The sequence below is a fragment of the Pantoea sp. UBA7232 genome (assembly GCF_002473195.1).
GTDB lineage: Bacteria > Pseudomonadota > Gammaproteobacteria > Enterobacterales > Enterobacteriaceae > Pantoea > Pantoea eucrina.
Window position 1 is genome coordinate 116,993 of record NZ_DKTK01000005.1, and the last position, 22,889, is coordinate 139,881.

The window sequence follows — 22,889 nt, forward strand, 5'->3', positions numbered from 1 at the left end:
CGCGCCCACCCGCCCCTTAGCAATCCGCGTGCGGAGATGCCGCTGAAACTGCCAGAAGCCTGGCGGGCGGAACCCCTCCGGTGCCGCGCACTGCTTAGCGCACCCCTGCGCTGGCGGGCGGAACCCCTCCGGTGCCGCGCGCTGCCGCAATCAGCCCTGCGCTGCTCAGCGCCAGCCCCTATGGCAACGTCACCCGCACCCGCAGTCCGCAGCGCTCGCCCTGAGGGGTAAGACAGTTAGAGAGCGCCACCTGCATCTGATGCTTCTGCGCCACGCTGCGCACAATTGACAGGCCGAGACCGCTGCCCTGCGCCTGCACGTCCGGCGAACGGGTAAAGCGGTCAAACGCCCGCTCAAGAAACGATTCCGGCATACCGGAACCGTTATCGACGATATCGACCACCGTACGATCGCCTGTGCGGTGCAGCAGCACATCGACCAGGCTTCCTTCTGGCGTATGCAGCATTGCGTTGCCGATGACGTTATCAAACAGAGTGCGCAGCTCAGAGCGGCTGGCCTGCAGCCGGTAACGCGTGCTGCCGCTATAGCCGATATCGATGCCGCGCTTATCGGCAACCACCATCAGCTGCTCAATACTCTCTTTCAGCAGATCGTCGAGTTCGATCGTTTCCGCGACCGGCACCGCGGACCGATCCTCCTGACGTGACACATCCAGCAGCTGCGTCACCAGATGACGGGTGCGGCTGACGCCCGCTTCCAGCTGATCAAACTGACGGCGCGCCTCGCCGGGCTGAATATGCTGGCGCAGATTCTCCAGCTGCAGCGTAACGGCGGTGACCGGCGTGCGCAGCTCATGCGCGGCATCCTCCAGAAACTGCCGCTGGGCGGACCAGGCGGCGCGCAGCTTATCCAGCAGCGCATTGTAGGCGGCGACCAGCGGCAGCACTTCGTCAGGCAGGCCATCCGGCGATACCGTATGCGGGTGCAGGCTCTCCTGCGCCGCGATCTGCCGGGATGCCACCAGCAGATTGCGCGTAATGGCGCGTACGATCAGCCAGATCAGCAGCAGCGACAGCGGCATCATCAGGATCAGCGGGATCACCGCCGAGAGCACGCGTTTCACCATCAGGCTTTTCATATAGCCGATATTATGCAGCACCTGAACCGTGCCGATTTCACTGCCCGCTTCGCCGGGGCGGGTATAGACGCGCCATTCACAATCGTCACCGCAGTCGCCAAGGCGTAAATCGGACCAGCCGTGCACCGCCTGCAGCGGGGCTTTCAGCGCCGGCCACGAGCTGGCACGCAGCTGATTATGCGTATCCCACAGCTGGACGATGTAAGCGCTTTTGAGCCGGTCCTGATCGAGGATCGTCGGGATCAGCGCGGGCATGGTCTGACTGGCTGACCAGACGTCGGCCACTTTTGCGAGCTGATCGTCCTTCATTGAGCCCATCATGTCGCCGTAGCAGTGGAAAAAGTACCAGGTCACGCCACCAATCATCGCCAGATGCAGCAGCACCAGGCTCATCAGCAGCTTATTGCGCAGGGAGCGCAGAAACGTAAAATTTTTCATTGTGCCGGTACCCGCCAGCCAAGGCCGCGCACGTTGCGAATCGCTTCGTTGCCCAGTTTGCGCCGCATGCCGTGGATCAGCACATCAACGGCGTTGCTGGTGACCTCTTCGCCCCAGCCATAGATACGATTCTCCAGCTGTTCGCGTGAAAGGATCGCGCCGGGCCGCTCCAGCAGCGCATAGAGCAGTGCATATTCGCGAGCGGTAAGCTGTTCACGCTGGCCCTTATAGAGCACTTCCCGCGTCATCATATCCAGCTGCACGTCGCCGCTGCCGAGCAGCGAGTCGGCGGCACCGTGGCGGCGTCGGGTGATAGCGCGCATACGTGCCAGCACCTCCTGCAGATCAAAGGGCTTGAGCAGATAATCATCCGCGCCGCTATCCAGCCCCTGAATGCGCTGGGCAACGCTGTCCCTGGCGGTCAGTACCAGCACCGGCGTCATATCACCGCGGGCGCGGGCACGCCGCAACACGTCGATACCATCCTCACGCGGCAGGCCAAGATCGAGCAGCACGCAGGTGTAATTGCTTTCCGACCAGGCGTGCGAGGCAAACCGGCCGTCGCGCACCCAGTCCACCGACCAGCCTGCGGCTTCCAGGGCCTGCTGCAGGTTGGCACCAATCATCTCATCATCTTCTACCAGCAGCACGCGCATGGAGTCTCCTTATCAGTGTGGGGCAGTGTAACGCTGCATTCTTAGTGAAAAATTATCACCGCTGAATTTTACCGCTGCGCGCTTTGCTAATTCTGCGCTAATTCTTCGCTAATTAAGGGATAAATCTCCTGCGCTACAGTGGCTCTTCAGGAACAGTCTGTTAAGCCGGAGGGTGCGATGAATCAGCGAGAGTTTATCCGTAGTTTACTGGAGTGGATTGAAGATAACTTAGGTCACGATCTGCATCTGGATGAGGTGGCGCGTCGATCGGGCTATTCACGCTGGCATCTGCAGCGTCTGTTTCGTCAGCACACCGGTTTTTCACTGGCTGAGTATATCCGCCAGCGCCGTCTGACTGAATCGGCATTAACGCTGCTTAACAGCGACGACGCCATTTTACAGGTCGCCATGAACTACGGTTTTGATACGCAGCAGGCCTACACCCGCACCTTTAAAAATTATTTTCGCATTACGCCAGGCCAGCTGCGTCGTCAGCGTCGCGTTGAGCCGGAGCGGCTGCTGCTGCCTTTCGCCGTCGCCGTATGACCGGCCAGCAGCGGAAAGAAAATCGGGTGCAGAACGGCGCAATACCTTTTAAGCTGCGGGTCATGTTTCTCTGACAGCCGGACCCATGAACCCTGGTGATAATCTGACAGCCATGCTGCTGTTTGCGCACGTGGCGGAGCGCCAAAGTTTCAGCGAAGCCGCGCGTATTCTCGGCGTCTCCAAATCCTATGTCAGCCGTGAAATTGCCCGGCTGGAGGTGCGGCTGGGGATCAAACTGCTGCAGCGTACCACGCGTCATGTTGCGCTGACCGGCCACGGGCAGGCGTACTACCCATTCTGCCTGCGCATGCTGGACGAGCTGCATCAGGCGGATGCGTTTGTGCAGCAGCTGCACCAGCTGCCGGCCGGCAATCTTCGCCTGCAGGCACCGGTAACCTTTGGCTGCCAGTGCGTGGCGCCGGTGGTGGACGCCTTTATTCGCCGGCATATTCATCTGCATGTGGATCTGGATCTCACCACCAGCGAAGACCCTCACCCCGATGCCGATGTCGCCATTGTGGTTCGCAGCCGCGCGCCGCAGGGAGGCACCTGGCGCGAACTCAGTATCATCGACTGGGGTCTTTACGCTACGCCCGGCTACCTGGCCAAGCATCCGCTGATTGATCATCCCCGCACTCTGACGCGCCACAACCTGCTGCTGTTTCACGGGCCGGCCCATACCGCCGCTCTGCCGTTCCGGCGTGATAAGCAGCGGCTGGCGCTGGAGGTACGCAGCCGCTTTCGCGCCAACAACAGCATGGCGCTGCTGAACGCGGCGCTGGCCGGCGGCGGCATTGCCTATCTGCCCTCCTATATGACGCGCGAGGCGCTGGCGCGCGGCGATATCCAGCCGGTGCTGAGCGACTGGCAAATGGACCGCTTTCACAGTTACCTGCTGCTGAAAGAGCAGCCGCAGCCCTCCTCTCCGGTTACGCAGCTTTGCGATGCGCTGATCACCGCGCTGCAGGTATCCTGACTGTTGCTCGCTGGCAACAGTGGCAGGCTGGCAGGTAACTCTCCGACGCCCTCTGTTTTCTCTCCCTCCGCGCAGGTAGCCTGATAAAAAACAGCCGGCGGGAGAGGGTATGTCACACGCTTCATTATCATTAACAGCTGAACAGCAACACTGGAAGTGCAACCTGCTGGTCTGCACTCTGGGGTCATTTACCACTATCGTCGCCATGACGCTGCTGCTGCCGTTTCTGCCGATCTATGTTCAGCAGCTTGGGGTTGAGGAGCCGGCGGCGATCGCCCGCTGGTCGGGTGCCGCCTATGCGGCCACGTTTCTGAGCGCCGCGCTGACGGCGCCGCTGTGGGGCCGGCTGGCAGATCGCTACGGACGCAAACTGATGCTGATCCGCGCCAGCCTCGGCATGGCGATAGCCATGTCGCTGATTGGTATGGCCACCGCACCCTGGCAGCTGGTGGCGCTGCGCCTGCTGGCCGGGCTGCTGGGGGGATACGCTTCCGGATCCACGATTCTGGTCGCTGCGCAGACGCCAAAAGCCCACACCGGCTGGGCGCTGGGTATCCTCTCAGCGGGCATTATGGCGGGCAACGTCGCGGGGCCGCTGCTGGGCGGAATATTGCCGCCGCTGATTGGCATCCGTCACACCTTCTGGCTGACGGGCGCGGCGATCTTCCTCGCGTTTCTCGGCACGGCGTGTCTGCTGAAAGAGGCACCGCGGCAGCCCAAAGGCGCAGCCACGGCAGGGCAGGCCGCTGATGAGCCGCCGGCGAATCTTCGGGTGGTGCGACTGATGTGGCTCACGGCCATGCTGATGATGTTTGCCACGATGTCAGTGGAACCTATTATCACGCTCTATATTGCGCAGTTTGTGCAGGGCGAGCACGCGATAACCGTCAACGCCGGGATTGTGATGGCGGCGGCGGCGCTGGGAAGTATTCTTGCTGCGCCGCTGGCCGGGCGGCTGGCGGATCGCATCGGACACGGGCGTGTATTGCTTGCCGGGCTCGCGGCCAGCGCGCTGCTGCTGATCCCGCAGGCGTTTATCAGCCACGTATGGCAGCTTACCGGCCTGCGTTTTCTGATGGGCGTGGCGCTGGGCGGACTGCTGCCCTGCATTACCGCGCTGATACGCCACCACGTCCCGCAGCAGCAGACGGGAAAAATGCTGGGCTATGCGACCTCGGCACAGTATGCCGGGCAGGTGACCGGACCGCTCTGCGGCGGGATCGTGAGCGGAGCGTTTGGCATGCAGCCGGTGTTTCTGCTCACCGCGCTGATGATGGCGCTGTGTGCTTTACTGGTACGCGGCGTGGTGCAGGAGAGACAGAGCGCATAAAAAAGGCGGGCCACCGGCCCGCCTGATTTATTCTGCTGTTACGAAAGGTTATTTCGTATCAGGCAGCGCATAGGCAACCACGTAGTCGCCCAGTTTGGTGCCAAACGAACCGTGACCGCCAGCTGCGATGACAACGTACTGCTTGCCGTTCGCTTCATAGGTCATCGGCGTTGCCTGACCACCGGCTGGCAGACGCGCCTGCCACAGCATTTCACCGGTGTTGGTATCAAACGCACGCAGGTAGTTATCTGCCGTTGCGCCGATAAAGGCAACGTGTCCCGCCGTGGTGATTGGGCCGCCCAGCATAGGCATACCCATCTTAAACGGCAGCGGCAGAGGCGCGCTGTCGCGCACGGTACCAATGCGTTTTTTCCACACGGTTTCGTTGGTTTTCAGATCCACCGCAGAAATATAACCCCAGGCTGGCTGTTTGCACGGCAGGCCGAAAGGTGACAGGAATGGATTCAGCTCAACGCCAAACGGCACGCCATACTGTGGCTGCACGCCGGTTTCAGTACCGGAGCCGCCTTCCGCACCTTTCGGTGGCTCAGCCGGGTTGCCCGGTCCGCGTGGGATCAGCTTCGAGACAAACGGCAGCGCCATTGGGTTAGCGATGGCAATCTGACGATGTGGATCAACGGCGATACCACCCCATTCAAACATACCGAGGTTACCCGGGAAGACCAGCGTACCCTGTTCAGACGGCGGCGTGAACGGACCGTCATAGCGCAGGCGCTTGAAGATCACGCGGCACACCAGCTGGTCGAACATCGTCGCGCCCCACATATCCTTGTCAGTCAGATTCTGCTTAGGACGGTAGGTCAGCTCAGAGTAAGGCTGCGTCGGTGATACGTGGTCACCTTTTGCTGCGCCCTGCGGAACCGGGGTTTCCGGTGCCGGTACAACCAGCTTGCCGTTGCGGCGATCCAGCACAAAGATGTTACCGGTTTTCGCCGGCGCGTAGATCACCGGAACGGTGTTGCCATCTTTGTCGGTGATATCAGCCAGCGTCGGCTGAGAAGGCAGGTCCATATCCCACAGGTCGTGATGCACGGTCTGATAAGACCAGACCAGCTTACCGGTGGTGGCATTCAGCGCCAGAACGCTGTTCGCATAACGCTCCTGCTCAGGCGTACGGTTGCCGCCCCAGATATCCGGAGTAGAGACGCCCATTGGCAGATAAACGATATCCAGTTTCGGATCGTAAACCGCCGGTGCCCATGAGTTCGGTGAATTCAGGGTGTAGGTGTGCTCATCTTCCGGAATCGCGTTAGGATCTTTCGCGCCCGGATCGAATGCCCACAGCAGTTTGCCGGTGTTGACGTCAAAGCCGCGGATCACACCCGATGGCTCACGGGTAGAGTAGTTATCGGTTACGGCACCGGCGATCACGATAGTGGTATCGGTGATAATCGGTGGCGAGGTCGGTTCATACTGACCAGGGGTGGTAACCGGCTGCTTGTGCTGCAGGTCCAGCTCACCGTTGTTACCAAATGCCGGGCAGCGTTCGCCGGTTTCCGCATCCAGAGCAAACAGACGACCATCGTTGACCGGCAGATAGATGCGACGTGCGCAGAGTGCCGGCTGAGTTGCCGCGCTATCCGCTGCTGCAGGGGTTTCATGATAGGAAACGCCGCGGCAGGTGATGTGCTGGAAGGTCGGATTCTGCTTCAGAGCCGGATCAAACTTCCACTTCTGCTTACCGGTTGTGGCATCCAGTGCAAACAGGATCTGATGCGGTGAGCAGAGATAGAGCGTGTCGCGGATTTTAATCGGCGTCACTTCATCAGTGATTTCACCCGGATCGTTAGCATTTTTCAGATCGCCGGTCTGGAACTGCCAGGCAACCTGCAGCTCTTTGACGTTGCTGGCGTTGATCTGCTTCAGCGGAGAAAAGCGGGTGCCCTGCTGATCGCGCGCGTACGCCGGCCAGTCAGCATCAGCAATATTGCTGATAGGCTGAGTCTGCGGGGTGGTCGCTGCAGCGGGCAGCTCGCCATTCAGCTCCTGCGGATCGTGGAAAACGGCCCACGCCAGAACCAGTACGCTGGCAATCAGCGCCACCAGCATCGCGCCTCTGCCGGCAGGATTAAACGTGCGATAGACGAAAGGCAGGATCAGCCAGATACCGAAAATCACCAGTACATCGGTGCGCGGTGCCAGCGCCCAGAAGTCAAAGCCGACTTCCCATACGCCCCAGATCAGCGTGCCAAGCAGCAGCAGCGCATACAGCAGCAGCGCGGCGCTGCTGCGACGCCAGAGCAGAACAGCGGTGATCAGCATCATCACACCGCCAATAACGTAGTACCAGGAACCTCCAATGGTGGCTAACCAAATGCCACCAACCAGCATAAACGCGCCCGTCAGCAGTGCGAACAGCACCGTGAGCAGGCGGATTACGCCAAAAGATGAGGAAGCTTTCCCCATAATATTGACCTCTTTCTTTGCCATAGAAAAACAAAGGAAACAACGCTTCAGGCTGTTTCCCGACATAGAGTACGAAGTGAGCAGAAATGTTCACGCAGCGTTCTTCCGTGACGCCAGATGATCCCTTTGCGTTAAATTTTATCTTAAAAACGTTAACGAGTTTGCTTTTTTTAGCGGTTTTAACTCTGTCGGACCAAATCACACGACATTTTATGGCGGAATAGCGGCGTTAATTCCGATCAAATCAGGTGGCTGCGCCGCGAAGTAGCAGATTGTGTAAACGGTTACCCTAAAAAAGCGTGCCGGGTGTGCGCTGCTGCTGCCAGCCGCTTAACTGCAGGCGCTGGTAATGTTCGCTATTCAGCGTCAGCTGTGCGGTGCGTAATATAACGTCTGCTTCTCTTTCTCTCAGAGACTCAATTAAAAACGGAAAGCTGAACTTGAGGTAATTATCGTTAAAAAAATCCTCGGATAAAACCACACCGCTAAATGGAAACGCCACGATCTTTTTCCACTCTGTTCCCGGCGGCGCGAGATCGCACAGCCAGAATGAGAAGTGGTGCGCAACGGCAAGCAGGGGGGCACCACCCTGTAGCAGCCCTGCATAATCAATTGCCAGACGGACGTGGGCAGCCTGCAGCATCGGATAATTTTCCGGGGCACGTAAAAATTCCATCAGGCTATTTCCCGCCAGCGGAATAATTATTAGTTCAGGGGTATCAGGCAGCTGATTATGCAAAGCAATTATGTTATGTCCATTAAGTAATGTATCAGCGTCCTGCTCGCAATGCATAAAGGGTGCTGAATAACACACGCCGCACAGCGTGTTGTCAAAGCGATGAATACGCTCAGTAACATAAGGATTATAAGTACTGTTTTTCATGTATCTCTGCAAAAAAATTATTAACCGGAAAGATATGTTTTATTATAAATGCGTGTTATGACTGAAATTTACCGGCGGCTAATATAGATCGAAAGAGAGTGTTAAATCACCTTTTTTTACCTGTCTCTGATACAGAGATATTCCTGGCGTTAAAAGGGATAATTAAGCTGTTAATTCAGTAATCAATAAATCAATACCGGTATTCAATCAATAACAATCACTCTCCTGATATATAGAGACCAATGTTTATCTGCCAGGCAGTTAAGTTTTTGTTTCAAAAGCGCACAACCTGCCATTGCCTGCCAGAGTGATATCACGCACCCTCAGAGAGACAAAACGATAACAGAAGTCACTGCCTGGCTTCTGACCAGATTAGTGCAATGACGCTAATCAGTTAATCATTTCAGGATGGGATCGCATGACAGGTATAAAAAGCTCTGCTGCAGAAGACTCTCTGCTGCGGCATCGACCGTTTGTGGCTTTCTGGCTGGCGCGCACCTGCTCGTCATTCGGCTTTCAGATGTTTTCAGTGGCGGTCAGCTGGCAAATCTATGCCCTGACACACAGTGCGCTGGCGCTGGGTATGATCGGTTTAATGCAGTTTTTACCCTCGGTACTGCTGGCGCTGCCGGCTGGTCATCTGGCCGATCAGCACGACCGTCGTCGCATTGTTCTGGTGGGACAACTGATTGAGTGGGCAGCGCTGCTTGGGCTGGTGGCGCTGACGCTGCTGCACTGGGCAGGAAGCGTTGAGATCTGGGGACTGGTGTTTCTGATCTCAGTGGCAAAGGCGCTGGAGTGGCCGGCTATCACCTCTATGCTGCCGGCGCTGGTGCCGCCGCCGGTTCTGGCCCGTGCGATGGCTGCCAGTTCAGTAGGCGGTCAGGCGGCGGTGATCGTCGGCCCGACGCTGGGCGGCCTGCTTTATGTCGCCGGGCCTGAAGTGGTGTATGGCGTTTCCGCGCTGTTCTATCTCTTCTCTATCGTACTGATTAGCCGCCTGCGCTACGCGCGGCCGCCGCAGTCGCGCATGCCGATGAACCTGACCAATATGTTCGCTGGCGTACGTTTTATTCGCGAGCGCAAAGATGTGCTGGGCGTGATCTCGCTTGATCTGTTTGCCGTGCTGCTGGGCGGGGCCACGGCGCTGCTGCCGATTTTTGCGCAGGATATTCTGCATACCGGGCCGTGGGGGCTGGGCATGCTGCGCGGCGCACCGTCAGTCGGAGCGCTGGTGGTGGGCGTCTGGCTCAGCCGTAATAAGCTGGAGAAGCACGTCGGTATGATTATGTTTGGCTCGGTAGCCGGTTTTGGTCTGGCGACGCTGCTGTTTGCGCTCTCCACTCAGCTCTGGCTGTCGCTGCTGGCGCTGGCTGCGCTGGGGGGATTTGATATGGTCAGTATGGTGATCCGCGGTGCGCTGGTCCAGCTCGATACGCCGGATGATATGCGTGGCCGCGTCAACGCCGTGAACGCTATTTTTATCAATACGTCCAATCAGCTGGGGGAGTTTGAATCTGGCCTGCTGGCCGCATGGCTGGGGGCGGTACCGGCGGCCGCGCTGGGCGGAATAGGTACGCTGATAGTGGTCGCCGTCTGGATGACGCTTTTCCCGCATCTGCGCAAACGGCAAAAGCTGGAGAATGAAAGCGGCGTGTAGATGAGGGTGCCCGGCGCAGCATCACGCCGCCGGGCACATCAGCAGACCGGCAGCCGGTCTGCCTGGCGTCGGCGCGTTATGCGACCCCGTTGACCAGGATAACGCGGTAGTTAGCGCCTTTCACGCGGTGCGCTTTCGCTTCCTGATAAGCCGGACTGTGATACCAGGCGCGCGCGGCGTCCATATCGGCAAATGCCAGAACGACAACGCCTTCGGCATCCCGGCCTTCCAGCACTTCCTGCTCGCCATAAAAAGCCAGCGGCGTGATCTGATGATCGCCACGCGCGTCGCCCGCTTTCTGTGAGTAGGTTGCCAGCTCATCTTTGTCCAGCGTCTCATCCTTAATCATTACCATGTAAGCGGTCATTACTTCTCTCCCCGTGCCTGACGTTTATCTTCGGTGTTGTGTTCAAAATCGCTGGCGTCATGCCGCTCCAGCAGCTGATCCTGCGGCTCAGCGCCAAAGGCGCGATTAACTTTACGTCCGCGTACTACCGCCGGACGCTCCGCGATCTCTTTCGCCCAGCGCACCACGTTGGTGTAAGCCTGCACATCCAGAAACTCTGCTGCACCATACAGGCCATTCAGCACCAGGTTGCCATACCAGGGCCAGGTCGCGATATCCGCAATGGTATAGGCGTCACCTGCGAGGAAGCGGTGATCCGCCAGCTGGCGATCCAGCACATCCAGCTGACGCTTCGCTTCCAGCGTAAAGCGGTTGATGGCGTATTCAATTTTCTCCGGTGCATAGTGGTAGAAGTGGCCAAAGCCGCCGCCAAGATAGGGTGCAGAACCCTGCAGCCAGAAGAGCCAGTTCAGGGTTTCAGTGCGGCCCGCCACATCTTCCGGAATAAAGTAGCCAAACTTCTCCGCCAGATAGAGCAGGATATTACCTGATTCAAACACCCGCTGCGGTGGCGTCACGGAGTGGTCGCTCAGCGCCGGAATTTTAGAGTTAGGGTTCACATCAACAAAACCGCTGGAGAACTGATCGCCTTCACCAATGCGGATGAGCCAGGCGTCATACTCCGCCTCTTTTACGCCCACCGCCAGCAGCTCCTCCAGCAGAATAGTGACCTTCTGACCATTTGGCGTACCGAGCGAGTAGAGCTGCAGCGGATGCTTCCCGACCGGCAGCGCCTGCTCATGCGTGGCGCCAGCGGCAGGGCGGTTCGTGCTGGCGCCGTTGCCTTTGGCTTCCGGTTCCCAGGTCCAGACTTTTGCGGGCTGATACTGATTATCTGACATCGTCATTTCACCTTATGGTCGTGAGCGTTGCGCTGCCACTGAGTGTAGCAGCGCAATTCCGCGCCGATTTAACCGCGCTGGCGGTGAGCGGGTTTGCGGGATCAGGTACAGTTCTCCTGGGTATAGAGCATAAAGTCGACTTTGCCCGGCGCGTAAGTATCAGGCTGCTCGCGCTCTTCCAGATGCCGCAGCAGCAGGGACAGAGCGAGTTCAGCGTGGCGCTGCGTGTTCTGATCGAGGGTCAGGGTCAGGATGCGCTGCTGCAGCAGCTGGCGCGTAGTTGCATAAAGTTCATGCGTCACATAAACCGTGCTGCCGCACAGCCGGTGGCGCGCCAGCGCTTCATAAATCTGGGTATTGCCCATGCCGGTGTTATAGAGTCCGGCGATCTGGCGCGATCCCGCCAGCGTTTTTTCCAGCAGCCGGCTGATGCGTTCGCGATCGTCCTGGCCGGCGAGGATCTCACGCAGTCGCAGCTGCGGAAAGCGCTCAGCCAGCACCTGCTGAAAACCTTCAATACGCTGCTGGTGCGCGAGGTAGTCAGCGCGACCGCTGATCAGCACCACATCCCCTGTACTGGCCGCCATGCTGCCGAGCATCAGGCCCGCCGTGCGTCCCGCTTTGTATTGATCGATACCGACATGGCAGAGCCGCGGCGCGTCAGGCAGATCGCTCACCAGCGTGATGACCGGCACGCCCCGCGCCTGGCAGCTGGCCAGCGCCTGATAAATCAGCGGGCTGGCGTGGGCAAAAACAATCAGCCCGTCCATTCTTTTACTACCGGCATCGATATGGGCCGCCAGTTTCTCCGGCGCATCTTCCGGGATAAGCGTGCGATGCAGCCGGACGCGCCGGTAGCCCAGCGCATCTGCCAGGCGGGCAAACTCCTGCGCCAGCTGCTGAAAGAAGAATGAGCCGTTGCCGCTCAGGATGACCTCAATCTGCCAGCTGTGACGATGCTCCTCCGGGAGAATACGTTTTAAGCCCGCCTCCCGGGCCGCCTGCAGCACTTTTCGCGTCATCGCGGGCGAGACGCCCCCGCGATCGTTCAGGACCCGATCCACGGTTGCGACGCCAACGCCTGCGCGCTTAGCCAGTCCGGCCAGCGTGGTTGCTTTCATTCGAGTGAATTCCATCAAAAAACTGCGTTCTGACAGCCTGCCAGAACGGGATATTTTGACAAGACAGGGCATTCTGAAGTGTGAGCTAAAGGAGGAGATCCGCAGCTTTGCTGTTGATATGGCGATGATAATAGTGCCGCTGCAGAAGGGCGCGGTGATGCCTGGCGCGATGTAAGCGGTGCGTTTCCCCCTGCAGGGCCCAGGGGGAGAATACTACCCGATGCGGCAATCAGAGGTTCAGCAGTTCGCGCTCAATCAGTTCGCGCGTCTCTACCGCTTGATAGCGCATCTTCTCCGGATAGCCGAACAGCGCCGCTGAGATAATCGACTCACCGCCGACTTTGAAGCTGCGCCGGGCAAAATCCATCTCGCGCAGCGCTTCAAACAGCGCATCGAAGTTGACTTCGCCTTCTCCCACCGCGACGTGCTGATGGATGGTTGCGTCCACGCCGGGCGGATTCACAATGTAGCGGCAGTGTTTGGTGTGGTTCATGGTATCGGCGATCAGCATATGCGACAGATCGTCGCCAGCGTAGTGCAGCATGTTTTTCACATCCCCTTTGCCTTTGTCATAATAGAAGGTGTGAGGCGCACTATAGATATACTTCACGTTATCGCTGCGAAACGACTTCACGATATCCGCTGTTTCATTGTTCTCTTCGCAGAAATCCCACGGGTGCGCCTGGATTTCAATGCGGATCCCTTCCCGCTCGACAATCGGCAGCAGCTCCTCCATAGAGCGGTAGAACATCTCTTCGCAGATCTCTGGCTCATTAGGGTTGCCGGAGAGTTCGGTATTGATAACCTGCACGCCCATTTCAACCGCAATTTCAATCATACGCTTCCAGTTTTTTACCGCCGCCTGACGCCGCAGCTCGTCGGGTCCCGACCAGCGATAAACCGTGATGAAGGAAGAGATTTCGGTGCCGGTGGCGTTCAGCGCATTTTTATATTCACGCAGGATTTCGCGGCTGGCTTTGGGGTGTTTATAAAAGGGATTGATCTGCGGATGGGGTGACTGCTCAATATATTTATAGCCCCATTCCGCCACCTGATGCACCATCCGGGTAATGCCGAGATCCCGGATAACGTCCACGTCAAAAGCAATTTTCATGCTGTCGCTTCTCCTGCGCTATTCCGCTGCCAGGGTTGTTCCGGACAGGCGGAAGCTGATGCAGAAACGCCAGGCAGACGGAGAATGTGTTTATCAGCCACTATAGGAAGGGAAGTCGGCGCGTTCTACGATTTTGCTGATGTAAAACCATCATTATGGCACCGGGTACGGTGCGGAAAGGCAGCAGGACAGGTGAAATGGACAACGCAGAAAAGCAAAAACCCGGCCATAAGGCCGGGTTTTCTGAATTGTGGTGCCCGAACCCGGAATCGAACCAGGGACACGCGGATTTTCAATCCGCTGCTCTACCGACTGAGCTATTCGGGCAACGGGGCGCATTAAACCTTAATGGCCGCAGATCGTCAACGGGTTTTAGCAAAAAAGCGCACTATCCGTGACTGACTGCCTGCTTTTCAGGCATGTCAGCCCGTTTTCAGGCGAGTGCGCCGTTCTGACGACAGAGCGCAATACTGAATACATCTTCCGCCAGCCGCCGGGCGGTCGCCACATCCTGAACGTTGCGTTTCACCAGCAGTTTGCTCAGGCAGCCCTCGAGGATCAGCTCCATCTGATCGGCTACCATCGCGGGATTGTCCAGCGCCAGCTCAACCAGGATCTCATGGGTAAACTGCCATGAGTGGCGCTTCTGCTGCTCCGCCAGCTGGTGCACCGGCTGGTCAGGCTGCGGATAGAAGCTGCAGGCCGCAATAAACAGGCAGCCGGGAAACCGGCCTTTACTGACATACTCTGCCAGCACGTCATAGCGCGCCATCAGCTTTTGCGCCGGAGTGAGCCGCTCATCCAGCTGTACCTGACGCCGCCAGCTGTCGATCTGCTGACCGTGATAGCGCAGTGCATCATAGAGCAGCGCATCGCAGTCGGGCCAGTAGCGGGTCAGCTGTTCAGTGCTGAGTCCGGTTTCACCTGCCAGCTGCGGCAGCGACAGGGTAGCCGCCAGGCCGTGTTGTTCGAGCACATTCAGCGCATGCTCCAGAATTTGTTCGCGTTGCACATGACTCTCCTCTGGAATATCGGCCCGCTCGTCGATGAGCGGGTAGTGGCTGAACCAGTGTCGTTTAACGCGGCAAATTCTGCAAATGCGCGCGAAACGCTGCCGCACGCAGAAAGCCGCTGATACGGGAATCGGGGATCTCCCGACCCTGCGCGTCAAAAAACAGAATGGTCGGCAATCCTGGCACCTGCAGCTGCTTCAGCAGGGCATTATCCTGCGCGCTGTTTGCGGTGACATCCGCCTGCAGCAGCTGCACGTCAGCAAGCGCGCTGGCGACTGCCGGATCGCTGAAGGTATATTTTTCAAACTCTTTGCAGGCGACACACCAGTCGGCATAGAGATCGAGCATGGTGATGCGCCCCGGTGCCTGCTGCAGCGCCTGCTCAAGCTCCGCGCTGCTGCTGATGCGCTTAAAGGGCAGGTGTGCCACGCTCTGGCTTGCCGTAGCGCCAAACGCCCATTCCTGCAGCGGCCGTGCCATAATCAGCGCTGCCCCTAACATCACCAGCGGCACGAAGCGCCACTTGCCGCGCGCGTTGATGCTGTGAATAAATGCCCAGCTGAAAAACGCTACGCCCAGCAGGCTCCAGAGCCGCAACCCCCAGGTGTCGCCGAGGATACGCTCCAGCAGAAATACCGGCAGCGCCAGGATAACAAACCCGAATGCCTCTTTTACCGTCTGCATCCACGGGCCGCTTTTGGGCAGTAGCCGATGGCCAAAAAGCGTGACGGCGATCAGCGGCAGCCCCATTCCCACGGCGTAGAGCCACAGCGTGCCGGCGCCGGCCCACAGGTTTCCGCTCTGTGCGATATACAGCAGGATCGCGCTGAGCGGCGCCGTGGTGCAGGGGGAGCAGATAAGCCCGGCCAGCGCGCCCATGACAAATACGCCAGGCAGCGAGCCGCCGCGCTGCTGATTGCTCCAGAGCGCAAGACGCGTCTGCAGGCTGGCGGGCAGCTGCAGCGAAAACAGGCCAAACATCGACAGCGCCAGCAGAATAAACAGCAGCGACAGACCCGCCAGGACGTATGGATGCTGCAGCGCCGCCTGAAAGCGCAGCCCGGCCGCCGCGACCACAACGCCCAAAAGCGTGTAGGTCAGCGCCATGCCCTGCACATAGACCAGCGCCAGCGCCAGCAGCCGGCCGACGCTGTAGCGGCGTGCGCCGCCGAGGATAATGCCGGAAATCAGCGGGTACATCGGCAGGACACAGGGGGTAAAGGCGACGCCGATACCGATCAGCAGCGCCCAGAGCGGCGAGAAGGGCAGCGGCGTGGCGGCAGGCTGCGCCGTAACCGGCGCGCTGCCGCTGCTGACGGCGCTCAGCGGAACGGTACGGCTCTCCGGCGGGTAGCAGAATCCGGCCGCGGCGCAGCCCTGATACGTCACCGTCAGCGTGGCGCCCGCATCCGCCCGCTGCAGCGTCACCGGCAGCGTCACCGCCTGACGATAAATCTCGCTTTTGCCATAAAATTCATCTTCATGCGCTTCGCCAGCCGGCAGCGTCAGCGGGGCCAGCTGCGCGTGCTGAGCCGTAATCTTCATCTGCTGACGATAGAGATAGTAGCCGGGCCTGACCTGCCAGTTCAGCGTCAGCGTTGAGCCCCGCTGAGAAAAATCAAACTGAAAGGCCTGATCGACCGGCACAAAGCGGCTGGTGGATTTCGGCGCAAAGAGATCGGCCTGAGCCGACAGGCAAAGCAGCAGCGTCAGGCAGAGCGTCAGCAGGCGGGAAAGAGATGCAGCCATAACAAATTAATCAACTCCGGTAGTGCAGAAGCGGTGAGCATAGCACGCCCGCTTCGGCACAGGATTTCACAATGTAACGGCGTCAGAGGATCAGACTGCCAAACAGAAAGCCAAACGCCACGGAAAAGGCGATGGCCAGTACGCCCGGAATAATAAAGGAGTGGTTAAAGACAAACTTGCCGATTCGCGTCGAACCGGTGTCATCCATTTCCACCGCGGCCAGCAGCGTCGGATAGGTAGGCAGGACAAAGAGCGCTGATACCGCCGCAAACGAGGCCACTGCCGCCAGCGGCGAGACGCCGAGCATCAGTGCTGCCGGCATCAATGCTTTGGTGGTTGCCGCCTGCGAATAAAGCAAGGTGGCGGCAAAAAACAGCACCAGCGCCAGCATCCAGGGATAGCGCTGCAGCATGTCGCCCGCCAGAGTCTGGATCTCGCTCAGGTGCGCTTTGACAAAGGTATCGCCCAGCCACGCCACGCCCATGACGCAGATGCAGGCGCTCATGCCCGATTTAAACGTGCTGGCACTGAGGATCTCACTGCTGTCCACGCGGCAGGTCAGACAGATCAGCGTAGCGACCGTGAGCATAAACACGACGATCGCTTCGTTACGCGGCAGCACCGGGCTGGCGATCAGGCCCACGCTGTCGCTGATGGCGGTGGCATAGAGCACCACTGCCACAATGCCGGTCAGAAACAGCAATACGGCGCGGCGCGCGCCGGGTCGGGTGGTATACACTTTCTCACCGCGCAGCGTCACGTCGCCTCTGGCAAGCCGCGCCTGATAGATTGCATCATCCTTTAGTTCTGTACCGAGAAAGTTGGTGATCACTGCCGCGCAGAAGATTGCCGCCATCGTTGAGGGCAGCGCCACACCCAGCAGCGCCAGATAGCTGACGCCGCGGGGTTCCAGTATGGAGGCAAAAAATACCACTGCCGCAGAGAGCGGAGAGGCGGTGATCGCAATCTGGGAGGCCACCACCGCGATAGAGAGCGGACGCGATGGCCTGACGCCCTGCTCTTTGGCAACTTCAGCGATAACCGGCAGGGTGGAGAACGCGGTGTGGCCGGTGCCGGCCAGCAGCGTCATCAGATAGGTCACCAGCGGCGCCAGAAAAGTCACGTAGCGCGGATGACGGCGCAGCAGCTTTTCCGCCAGCCCGACCAGGTAATCCATACCGCCTGCGACCTGCATAGCAGCAATCGCGGCGATAACGGCCATAATAATTTCGATCACATCAAACGGGATTGCGCCGGGCTTCATGCCGCACACCAGCGTCAATATCAGCACTCCCAGACCGCCGGCAAAGCCGATTCCGATACCGCCCAGGCGGGCACCGAGCCAGATCGCCACGAATACCACTGCCAGTTCCACTGCTATCATCCGTTTCTCTCCTCAGGCTGCAGAACGTGTCCCCTGAATGTTGTAGTCGCCACATATAAAAAAAGCACGCCGTATTGTATACAGGCGTGCCCGGGGCGACATGATCGGAAACAGATTACTGTTCGTTTTCGTCGGTATAGCGTTTCGCTTTATAGGTCGGATGCATCAGGTTCTGGACGGAGAAAATATCATCCAGCTCCGCTTCGGTCAGCAGGCCGCGTTCCAGCACCACTTCACGTACGCTTTTGCCGGTTTCAGCACAGACTTTACCCACAATATCGCCGTTGTGGTGGCCGATATAGGGGTTGAGATAGGTGACAATACCGATAGAGTTGAATACGTAGGCTTCGCAGACCGCTTTGTTCGCCGTGATGCCATTAACGCATTTTTCCAGCAGGTTATAGCAGGCGTTGGTCAGAATGCTGACGGATTCAAACAGCGCCTGGCCAATCACCGGTTCCATTACGTTAAGCTGCAGCTGACCCGCCTCAGACGCCATGGTCACCGTGGTATCGTTGCCGATAACCTTAAAACAGACCTGATTCACCACTTCCGGCACCACCGGATTGACTTTGGCTGGCATGATCGAGGAGCCCGCCTGCAGTTCCGGCAGGTTGATTTCGTTCAGGCCGGCGCGCGGACCGGAAGAGAGCAGACGCAGGTCGTTGCAGATTTTTGACAGCTTCACCGCCAGACGCTTCAGCGCTGAATGCACCATCACGTAGGCGCCGCAGTCGGACGTTGCTTCAATCAGATCTTCCGCCGGTACCACCGGCAAATTACTGACTTCTGCCAGGCGCTGCACGGCCAGCTGCTGATAGCCATCCGGCGTATTAAGGCGCGTACCGATTGCGGTTGCGCCAAGGTTCACTTCCAGCAACAGCTCGGCGGTGCGCAGAATATTGCGGGTCTCTTCATTCAGCAGCACGTTAAACGCGTGGAACTCCTGGCCCAGCGACATCGGCACCGCATCCTGCAGCTGGGTGCGGCCCATCTTCAGAATGTTTTCAAACTCCACGGCTTTGCGCTGGAAGCCTTCGCTCAGCTGGGCAATCGCATCCAGCAGCTTGAGAATAGAGGCGTAAACCGCAATCCGGAAGCCGGTCGGGTAGGCATCATTGGTTGACTGGCATTTGTTAACGTGGTCGTTGGGGTTGAGATACTGATACTCACCTTTCTGGTGACCCATCAGCTCCAGGCCGATGTTTGCCAGCACTTCGTTGGTATTCATGTTCACCGAGGTGCCGGCGCCGCCCTGGTAAACATCTACCGGGAACTGATCCATGCATTTGCCGTTGTTCAGCACCTCATCGCAGGCCTGAATAATGGTATTCGCAATGTTGCGCGGGATCGTCTGCAGCTCTTTGTTAGCCAGCGCGGCTGCTTTTTTAACCATCACCATGCCGCGGACAAATTCAGGAATGTCGCTGATTTTACTGCTACTGATATAGAAATTTTCAATCGCACGCAGAGTATGAACACCGTAATAAGCATCCGCCGGCACTTCGCGCATGCCTAACAGGTCTTCTTCGATACGAATGTTGTTCGCCATGATTACCTTCTTATTATTGCTGCTCTGATACCGCCACGCATCCGGCATGGATGGAGAGCGAATAACACGCAGGTGAAGCAATTATATTGTCGTGGAATACCAGTGCCGACATTTTATCCATCTTCGGGCTGGCGGGCACGATCATATTCTGTCACGGCAGAAATGCTCGTACACAGATCACTTTACGGACATTTGCCCGGCAAGTGGTAATAACGATATGTGATGTATCTCTCACTTTTATGTCAAAAGGAATTATTTGGCCGGTGCGGTTGAAATCCACCGCGCGGGTGCCCATCTCACTACCTATGATCGTTACGATCGCTCTGTTTCTGCCGCCTGGCCTGTCGCGAGGCGGCCCAACTCACAGGAGACACCAGTGCGCTGGTTACCGTTTTTACTCTTTTTTGTCCTGGCGTGGATTGAGATCACGCTGTTTATCCAGGTGGCACATGCGCTGGGCGTGCTGCTGACGATGCTGCTGGTAATTTTTACCTCCTGTATCGGTGTGTCGCTGGTGAAAAATCAGGGCATGAAAAACTTTATGCTGATGCAGGAGAAGCTTGCGCGTAACGAAAGCCCGGCAGCGGAGATGATTAAAAGCGTCTCGCTGATCATCGCCGGTGTGCTGCTGCTGCTGCCCGGCTTCTTTACCGACTTTCTCGGCCTGCTGCTGCTGCCGCCGCCGGTGCAAAAGCTCCTGACGCTGAGGCTGATGCCGCATCTGCGCGTCTGGCGCGGTCCTGGCCAGGGACCCGACAGCGGCGTAACGATGGATGGTGAATTTGAGCGTAAAGATCAGGATCGCATCGGCCACGATAAAGATCGCTGAGGTAAGCGAGGCGGCGCAAGCCGCCTTATTTGTATTCTTTTTAAGCGTTTGTAGCACAAACAAAAATTTTTTTATTTTTTTCCCCTTGAAACTCTCTTGTCTGCCCCTATCTCTTCCTGCACGAGGCCGGAACCCTCAAGCCCGGCGTTCAACCCAAAAATGAATGATTGGACTTCTCAAAGGAGAGCTACCAAATGAAAATTCGTCCGTTGCACGATCGCGTTATCGTCAAGCGTAAAGAAGTTGAAGCTAAATCAGCAGGCGGTATCGTTCTGACCGGCTCTGCAGCTGGCAAATCAACCCGTGGTGAAGTTCTGGCTGTTGGCAATGGCCGCATCCTGGACAACGGCGAGATCAAGCCGCTGGACGTGAAAGTGGGTGATCTGGTGATTTTCAGCGAAGGCTACGGTGCAAAAACCGAGAAAATCGACAACGAAGAAGTTCTGATCATCTCTGAAAGCGACATCCTGGCGATTGTCGAAGCGTAATTTACGCGTAATTCACTGAACGAAACGAATTTAAGGGAAATTTGAAATGGCAGCTAAAGACGTAAAATTCGGTAATGACGCACGCGTAAAAATGCTGCGTGGCGTGAACGTACTGGCAGATGCAGTAAAAGTTACCCTGGGCCCGAAAGGCCGTAACGTGGTTCTGGATAAATCTTTTGGTGCACCGACCATCACTAAAGATGGTGTTTCTGTTGCGCGTGAAATCGAGCTGGAAGATAAGTTCGAGAACATGGGTGCGCAGATGGTGAAAGAAGTCGCGTCTAAAGCAAACGATGCAGCAGGCGACGGCACCACCACCGCAACCGTACTGGCACAGTCTATCGTTAACGAAGGCCTGAAAGCCGTTGCGGCCGGCATGAACCCGATGGATCTGAAGCGCGGTATCGATAAAGCCGTTGTCGCTGCTGTTGAGCAGCTGAAAGCGCTGTCTGTACCTTGCCAGGACACCCGCGCAATCGCGCAGGTTGGTACTATTTCTGCTAACTCCGATGAGAGCGTTGGTACCCTGATCGCCCAGGCGATGGAAAAAGTGGGTAAAGAAGGCGTTATCACCGTTGAAGAAGGCACCGGTCTGCAGGACGAGCTGGACGTAGTGGAAGGTATGCAGTTCGATCGCGGCTACCTCTCTCCTTACTTCATCAACAAGCCAGAAACCGGCGCAGTTGAGCTGGAAAGCCCGTTCATTCTGCTGGCTGACAAGAAAATCTCCAACATTCGTGAAATGCTGCCAGTACTGGAAGCCGTTGCGAAAGCGGGCAAACCACTGCTGATCATCGCGGAAGATGTGGAAGGTGAAGCACTGGCAACGCTGGTGGTGAACACCATGCGCGGTATCGTGAAAGTGGCTGCGGTTAAAGCGCCAGGCTTTGGCGACCGTCGTAAAGCGATGCTGCAGGATATCGCTATCCTGACCGGCGGTACCGTGATCTCTGAAGAGATCGGTATGGAGCTGGAGAAATCCACGCTGGAAGATCTGGGTCAGGCCAAGCGTGTCGTGATCAACAAAGATACCACCACCATCATCGATGGTGTGGGCGATCAGGGCGCTATCTCTGGCCGCGTATCGCAGATCCGTCAGCAGATCGAAGAAGCGACCTCAGATTACGATAAAGAGAAGCTGCAGGAGCGCGTAGCGAAACTGGCAGGCGGCGTAGCCGTACTGAAAGTAGGCGCCGCTACTGAAGTGGAAATGAAAGAGAAGAAAGCCCGCGTTGAAGATGCCCTGCACGCTACCCGTGCTGCGGTAGAAGAAGGCGTGGTAGCGGGCGGCGGTGTCGCGCTGGTTCGCGTTGCGGCTCAGCTGACCGATCTGCGTGGTCAGAACGAAGATCAAAACGTCGGTATCAAAGTTGCGCTGCGCGCAATGGAAGCTCCGCTGCGTCAGATCGTTTCCAACGCCGGTGAAGAGCCTTCCGTTGTGGCAAACAACGTGAAAGCGGGCGACGGTAACTACGGTTACAACGCGCAGACCGAAGAGTATGGCAACATGATCGACTTCGGTATCCTGGATCCAACCAAAGTAACCCGTTCTGCGCTGCAGTACGCGGCCTCTGTAGCTGGTCTGATGATCACTACCGAGTGCATGGTTACCGATCTGCCTAAAGGCGACGCACCTGATTTAGGCGCGGGCGCAGGCGGTATGGGTGGCATGGGCGGTATGGGCGGCATGATGTAATTGTCCCCGACAGCGTAAGCTATCTGCGAAACCCCCGACCGGAAACGGTCGGGGGTTTTTCTTTTGCTGGCGAACAGGGTATAAGTAGGGACGCGATCTTTCGGCTTTGTGGGTTCAGGGCAATGAATGTTCAGAAAAAAAGTGCGCTTTTCTGCTACGCTGCCGCCCGACACTGATGATAATAAAATGGGGATTACAATGCGGATTAACCTCTTGCCCGGACTGGCAGCGGGCATCATGCTGCTGGCGGGTTGCAGCAGCTCAAATCAGCTGAGCGCCGCTGGCGAACGCGTCACGTTTGTCGATGAGCAGCCAGCAAGTCAATGTCAGCTTCTGGGCAACGTCACCGGCTCACAGAGCAACTGGCTGAGCGGGGCGGGCGGCGAAAATAGCGCGCTGCGCGGTGCTGCCAACGATCTGCGCAACCGGGCGGCTGAAATGGGCGGCAACGTTATTTATGGTGCCACCAGCCCGACGCAGAATCTGCTTTCTGCGTTCGCGCCGCTCGACAGCAAAATGACCGGCCAGGTTTACAAGTGTCCGTAATAGCAGAGCAGCAATAAAAAAAGCCGCGAGAGCGGCTTTTTTTATTTGCAGCGGAATGTGGGGGTTACGAGCCGCTGTGGTCGCCATTAATGGCGACCCTACATAAGCACGCCGGGTGCGCATCAGTTGCGGCA

Annotated in this window: 21 protein-coding genes and 1 tRNA gene; 9 read left to right on the top strand and 13 right to left on the bottom strand. The window is 57.8% G+C overall.

Annotation, left to right across the window (positions count from 1 at the left end; genetic code table 11):
- Positions 1 to 178: 178 nt before the first annotated feature.
- Complete coding sequence (locus tag B4056_RS02525) at positions 179 to 1,537, bottom strand: sensor histidine kinase (protein ID WP_071669147.1); 1,359 nt, start codon at positions 1,535 to 1,537, stop codon at positions 179 to 181.
- Positions 1,534 to 2,193, bottom strand: coding sequence for a response regulator (locus tag B4056_RS02530; RefSeq protein ID WP_039382093.1), 660 nt, complete (start codon positions 2,191 to 2,193; stop codon positions 1,534 to 1,536). Before B4056_RS02530 ends, B4056_RS02525 begins: the two co-directional genes overlap by 4 nt.
- A 177-nt stretch (positions 2,194 to 2,370) precedes the next feature.
- On the opposite strand from B4056_RS02530, the gene B4056_RS02535 reads away from it, so the two are divergent.
- From B4056_RS02535 to B4056_RS02545, 3 genes are all read left to right on the top strand, one after another.
- A complete protein-coding gene (locus B4056_RS02535; RefSeq protein ID WP_039382095.1) occupies positions 2,371 to 2,739 on the top strand; it encodes a helix-turn-helix domain-containing protein in 369 nt (122 codons plus the stop codon).
- Between the two features lie 85 nt (positions 2,740 to 2,824).
- On the top strand, positions 2,825 to 3,715 hold the full coding sequence (locus B4056_RS02540; RefSeq protein WP_113654951.1) for a LysR family transcriptional regulator: 891 nt from the start codon (positions 2,825 to 2,827) through the stop codon (positions 3,713 to 3,715).
- A gap of 109 nt (positions 3,716 to 3,824) precedes the next feature.
- The gene (locus B4056_RS02545) at positions 3,825 to 5,045 is read left to right on the top strand and encodes an MFS transporter (protein ID WP_094110662.1); all 1,221 of its coding nucleotides are present in this window, start codon (positions 3,825 to 3,827) and stop codon (positions 5,043 to 5,045) included.
- 48 nt (positions 5,046 to 5,093) lie between these two features.
- Here B4056_RS02545 and B4056_RS02550 read toward each other — a convergent pair whose 3' ends face one another.
- Together B4056_RS02550 and B4056_RS02555 are read right to left on the bottom strand one after the other, a co-directional pair.
- A complete protein-coding gene (locus B4056_RS02550) occupies positions 5,094 to 7,472 on the bottom strand; it encodes a glucose/quinate/shikimate family membrane-bound PQQ-dependent dehydrogenase (protein WP_071669153.1) in 2,379 nt (792 codons plus the stop codon).
- Between the two features lie 289 nt (positions 7,473 to 7,761).
- Positions 7,762 to 8,355, bottom strand: a complete 594-nt coding sequence (locus B4056_RS02555) for a hypothetical protein (RefSeq protein ID WP_039382101.1) — start codon at positions 8,353 to 8,355, stop codon at positions 7,762 to 7,764.
- 418 nt (positions 8,356 to 8,773) lie between these two features.
- On the opposite strand from B4056_RS02555, the gene B4056_RS02560 reads away from it, so the two are divergent.
- A complete protein-coding gene (locus B4056_RS02560; RefSeq protein WP_039382105.1) occupies positions 8,774 to 10,015 on the top strand; it encodes an MFS transporter in 1,242 nt (413 codons plus the stop codon).
- Positions 10,016 to 10,091: 76 nt separating this feature from the next.
- Here B4056_RS02560 and B4056_RS02565 read toward each other — a convergent pair whose 3' ends face one another.
- The 3 genes from B4056_RS02565 to B4056_RS02575 all read right to left on the bottom strand — a co-directional run bounded on the left by B4056_RS02565 (position 10,092) and on the right by B4056_RS02575 (position 12,384).
- Positions 10,092 to 10,382, bottom strand: coding sequence for a DUF1330 domain-containing protein (locus B4056_RS02565; RefSeq protein WP_039382107.1), 291 nt, complete (start codon positions 10,380 to 10,382; stop codon positions 10,092 to 10,094).
- Entirely contained in the window at positions 10,382 to 11,263 is an 882-nt protein-coding gene (gene yghU / locus B4056_RS02570; RefSeq protein ID WP_104085604.1) for a glutathione-dependent disulfide-bond oxidoreductase, read from the bottom strand. The genes B4056_RS02565 and yghU overlap by 1 nt, the downstream gene beginning before the upstream one ends.
- Positions 11,264 to 11,364: 101 nt before the next feature.
- On the bottom strand, positions 11,365 to 12,384 hold the full coding sequence (locus B4056_RS02575) for a LacI family DNA-binding transcriptional regulator (RefSeq protein ID WP_288653743.1): 1,020 nt from the start codon (positions 12,382 to 12,384) through the stop codon (positions 11,365 to 11,367).
- On the opposite strand from B4056_RS02575, the gene B4056_RS02580 reads away from it, so the two are divergent.
- Entirely contained in the window at positions 12,371 to 12,559 is a 189-nt protein-coding gene (locus tag B4056_RS02580) for a hypothetical protein (RefSeq protein WP_039382115.1), read from the top strand. The genes B4056_RS02575 and B4056_RS02580 overlap by 14 nt on opposite strands.
- A gap of 54 nt (positions 12,560 to 12,613) precedes the next feature.
- Here the strand turns inward: B4056_RS02580 and B4056_RS02585 are convergent, their stop codons facing one another.
- The 6 genes from B4056_RS02585 to aspA all read right to left on the bottom strand — a co-directional run bounded on the left by B4056_RS02585 (position 12,614) and on the right by aspA (position 19,196).
- On the bottom strand, positions 12,614 to 13,498 hold the full coding sequence (locus B4056_RS02585; protein WP_039382117.1) for a sugar phosphate isomerase/epimerase family protein: 885 nt from the start codon (positions 13,496 to 13,498) through the stop codon (positions 12,614 to 12,616).
- Positions 13,499 to 13,749: 251 nt separating this feature from the next.
- Positions 13,750 to 13,825, bottom strand: a tRNA-Phe gene (locus B4056_RS02590).
- 106 nt (positions 13,826 to 13,931) lie between these two features.
- Entirely contained in the window at positions 13,932 to 14,510 is a 579-nt protein-coding gene (dicD, locus tag B4056_RS02595) for a division control transcriptional repressor DicD (RefSeq protein ID WP_094110665.1), read from the bottom strand.
- 64 nt (positions 14,511 to 14,574) lie between these two features.
- A complete protein-coding gene (locus B4056_RS02600) occupies positions 14,575 to 16,260 on the bottom strand; it encodes a protein-disulfide reductase DsbD (protein ID WP_288653746.1) in 1,686 nt (561 codons plus the stop codon).
- 82 nt (positions 16,261 to 16,342) lie between these two features.
- Positions 16,343 to 17,644 (bottom strand): anaerobic C4-dicarboxylate transporter, encoded by a 1,302-nt coding sequence (locus B4056_RS02605; protein WP_113654956.1) that lies wholly within the window; start codon positions 17,642 to 17,644, stop codon positions 16,343 to 16,345.
- A 115-nt stretch (positions 17,645 to 17,759) separates the two neighbouring features.
- Positions 17,760 to 19,196, bottom strand: coding sequence for an aspartate ammonia-lyase (gene aspA, locus B4056_RS02610; protein WP_039382126.1), 1,437 nt, complete (start codon positions 19,194 to 19,196; stop codon positions 17,760 to 17,762).
- 376 nt (positions 19,197 to 19,572) lie between these two features.
- On the opposite strand from aspA, the gene B4056_RS02615 reads away from it, so the two are divergent.
- The 4 genes from B4056_RS02615 (at position 19,573) to B4056_RS02630 (ending at position 22,755) form a co-directional block, all read left to right on the top strand.
- On the top strand, positions 19,573 to 20,025 hold the full coding sequence (locus B4056_RS02615) for an FxsA family protein (protein WP_288653747.1): 453 nt from the start codon (positions 19,573 to 19,575) through the stop codon (positions 20,023 to 20,025).
- A gap of 194 nt (positions 20,026 to 20,219) precedes the next feature.
- Positions 20,220 to 20,513, top strand: a complete 294-nt coding sequence (locus B4056_RS02620) for a co-chaperone GroES (RefSeq protein WP_039382130.1) — start codon at positions 20,220 to 20,222, stop codon at positions 20,511 to 20,513.
- A 46-nt stretch (positions 20,514 to 20,559) separates the two neighbouring features.
- Complete coding sequence (groL, locus tag B4056_RS02625) at positions 20,560 to 22,209, top strand: chaperonin GroEL (protein WP_039382134.1); 1,650 nt, start codon at positions 20,560 to 20,562, stop codon at positions 22,207 to 22,209.
- 198 nt (positions 22,210 to 22,407) lie between these two features.
- Entirely contained in the window at positions 22,408 to 22,755 is a 348-nt protein-coding gene (locus B4056_RS02630; RefSeq protein ID WP_039385686.1) for a DUF4156 domain-containing protein, read from the top strand.
- Positions 22,756 to 22,889: the final 134 nt, after the last annotated feature.

Excerpts from the sequence above, each read along its gene's own strand:
- groL (WP_039382134.1), top strand. The coding sequence starts at position 20,560 with ATGGCAGCTAAAGACGTAAAATTCGGTAATGACGCACGCGTAAAAATG.
- B4056_RS02530 (WP_039382093.1), bottom strand. The coding sequence starts at position 2,193 with ATGCGCGTGCTGCTGGTAGAAGATGATGAGATGATTGGTGCCAACCTG.
- B4056_RS02545 (WP_094110662.1), top strand. The coding sequence starts at position 3,825 with ATGTCACACGCTTCATTATCATTAACAGCTGAACAGCAACACTGGAAG.
- B4056_RS02555 (WP_039382101.1), bottom strand. The coding sequence starts at position 8,355 with ATGAAAAACAGTACTTATAATCCTTATGTTACTGAGCGTATTCATCGC.
- B4056_RS02565 (WP_039382107.1), bottom strand. The coding sequence starts at position 10,382 with ATGACCGCTTACATGGTAATGATTAAGGATGAGACGCTGGACAAAGAT.
- B4056_RS02560 (WP_039382105.1), top strand. The coding sequence starts at position 8,774 with ATGACAGGTATAAAAAGCTCTGCTGCAGAAGACTCTCTGCTGCGGCAT.
- B4056_RS02620 (WP_039382130.1), top strand. The coding sequence starts at position 20,220 with ATGAAAATTCGTCCGTTGCACGATCGCGTTATCGTCAAGCGTAAAGAA.
- B4056_RS02535 (WP_039382095.1), top strand. The coding sequence starts at position 2,371 with ATGAATCAGCGAGAGTTTATCCGTAGTTTACTGGAGTGGATTGAAGAT.
- yghU (WP_104085604.1), bottom strand. The coding sequence starts at position 11,263 with ATGTCAGATAATCAGTATCAGCCCGCAAAAGTCTGGACCTGGGAACCG.
- B4056_RS02605 (WP_113654956.1), bottom strand. The coding sequence starts at position 17,644 with ATGATAGCAGTGGAACTGGCAGTGGTATTCGTGGCGATCTGGCTCGGT.
- B4056_RS02585 (WP_039382117.1), bottom strand. The coding sequence starts at position 13,498 with ATGAAAATTGCTTTTGACGTGGACGTTATCCGGGATCTCGGCATTACC.
- aspA (WP_039382126.1), bottom strand. The coding sequence starts at position 19,196 with ATGGCGAACAACATTCGTATCGAAGAAGACCTGTTAGGCATGCGCGAA.
- B4056_RS02630 (WP_039385686.1), top strand. The coding sequence starts at position 22,408 with ATGCGGATTAACCTCTTGCCCGGACTGGCAGCGGGCATCATGCTGCTG.
- B4056_RS02575 (WP_288653743.1), bottom strand. The coding sequence starts at position 12,384 with ATGAAAGCAACCACGCTGGCCGGACTGGCTAAGCGCGCAGGCGTTGGC.
- B4056_RS02550 (WP_071669153.1), bottom strand. The coding sequence starts at position 7,472 with ATGGGGAAAGCTTCCTCATCTTTTGGCGTAATCCGCCTGCTCACGGTG.
- B4056_RS02600 (WP_288653746.1), bottom strand. The coding sequence starts at position 16,260 with ATGGCTGCATCTCTTTCCCGCCTGCTGACGCTCTGCCTGACGCTGCTG.
- B4056_RS02525 (WP_071669147.1), bottom strand. The coding sequence starts at position 1,537 with ATGAAAAATTTTACGTTTCTGCGCTCCCTGCGCAATAAGCTGCTGATG.
- B4056_RS02540 (WP_113654951.1), top strand. The coding sequence starts at position 2,825 with ATGAACCCTGGTGATAATCTGACAGCCATGCTGCTGTTTGCGCACGTG.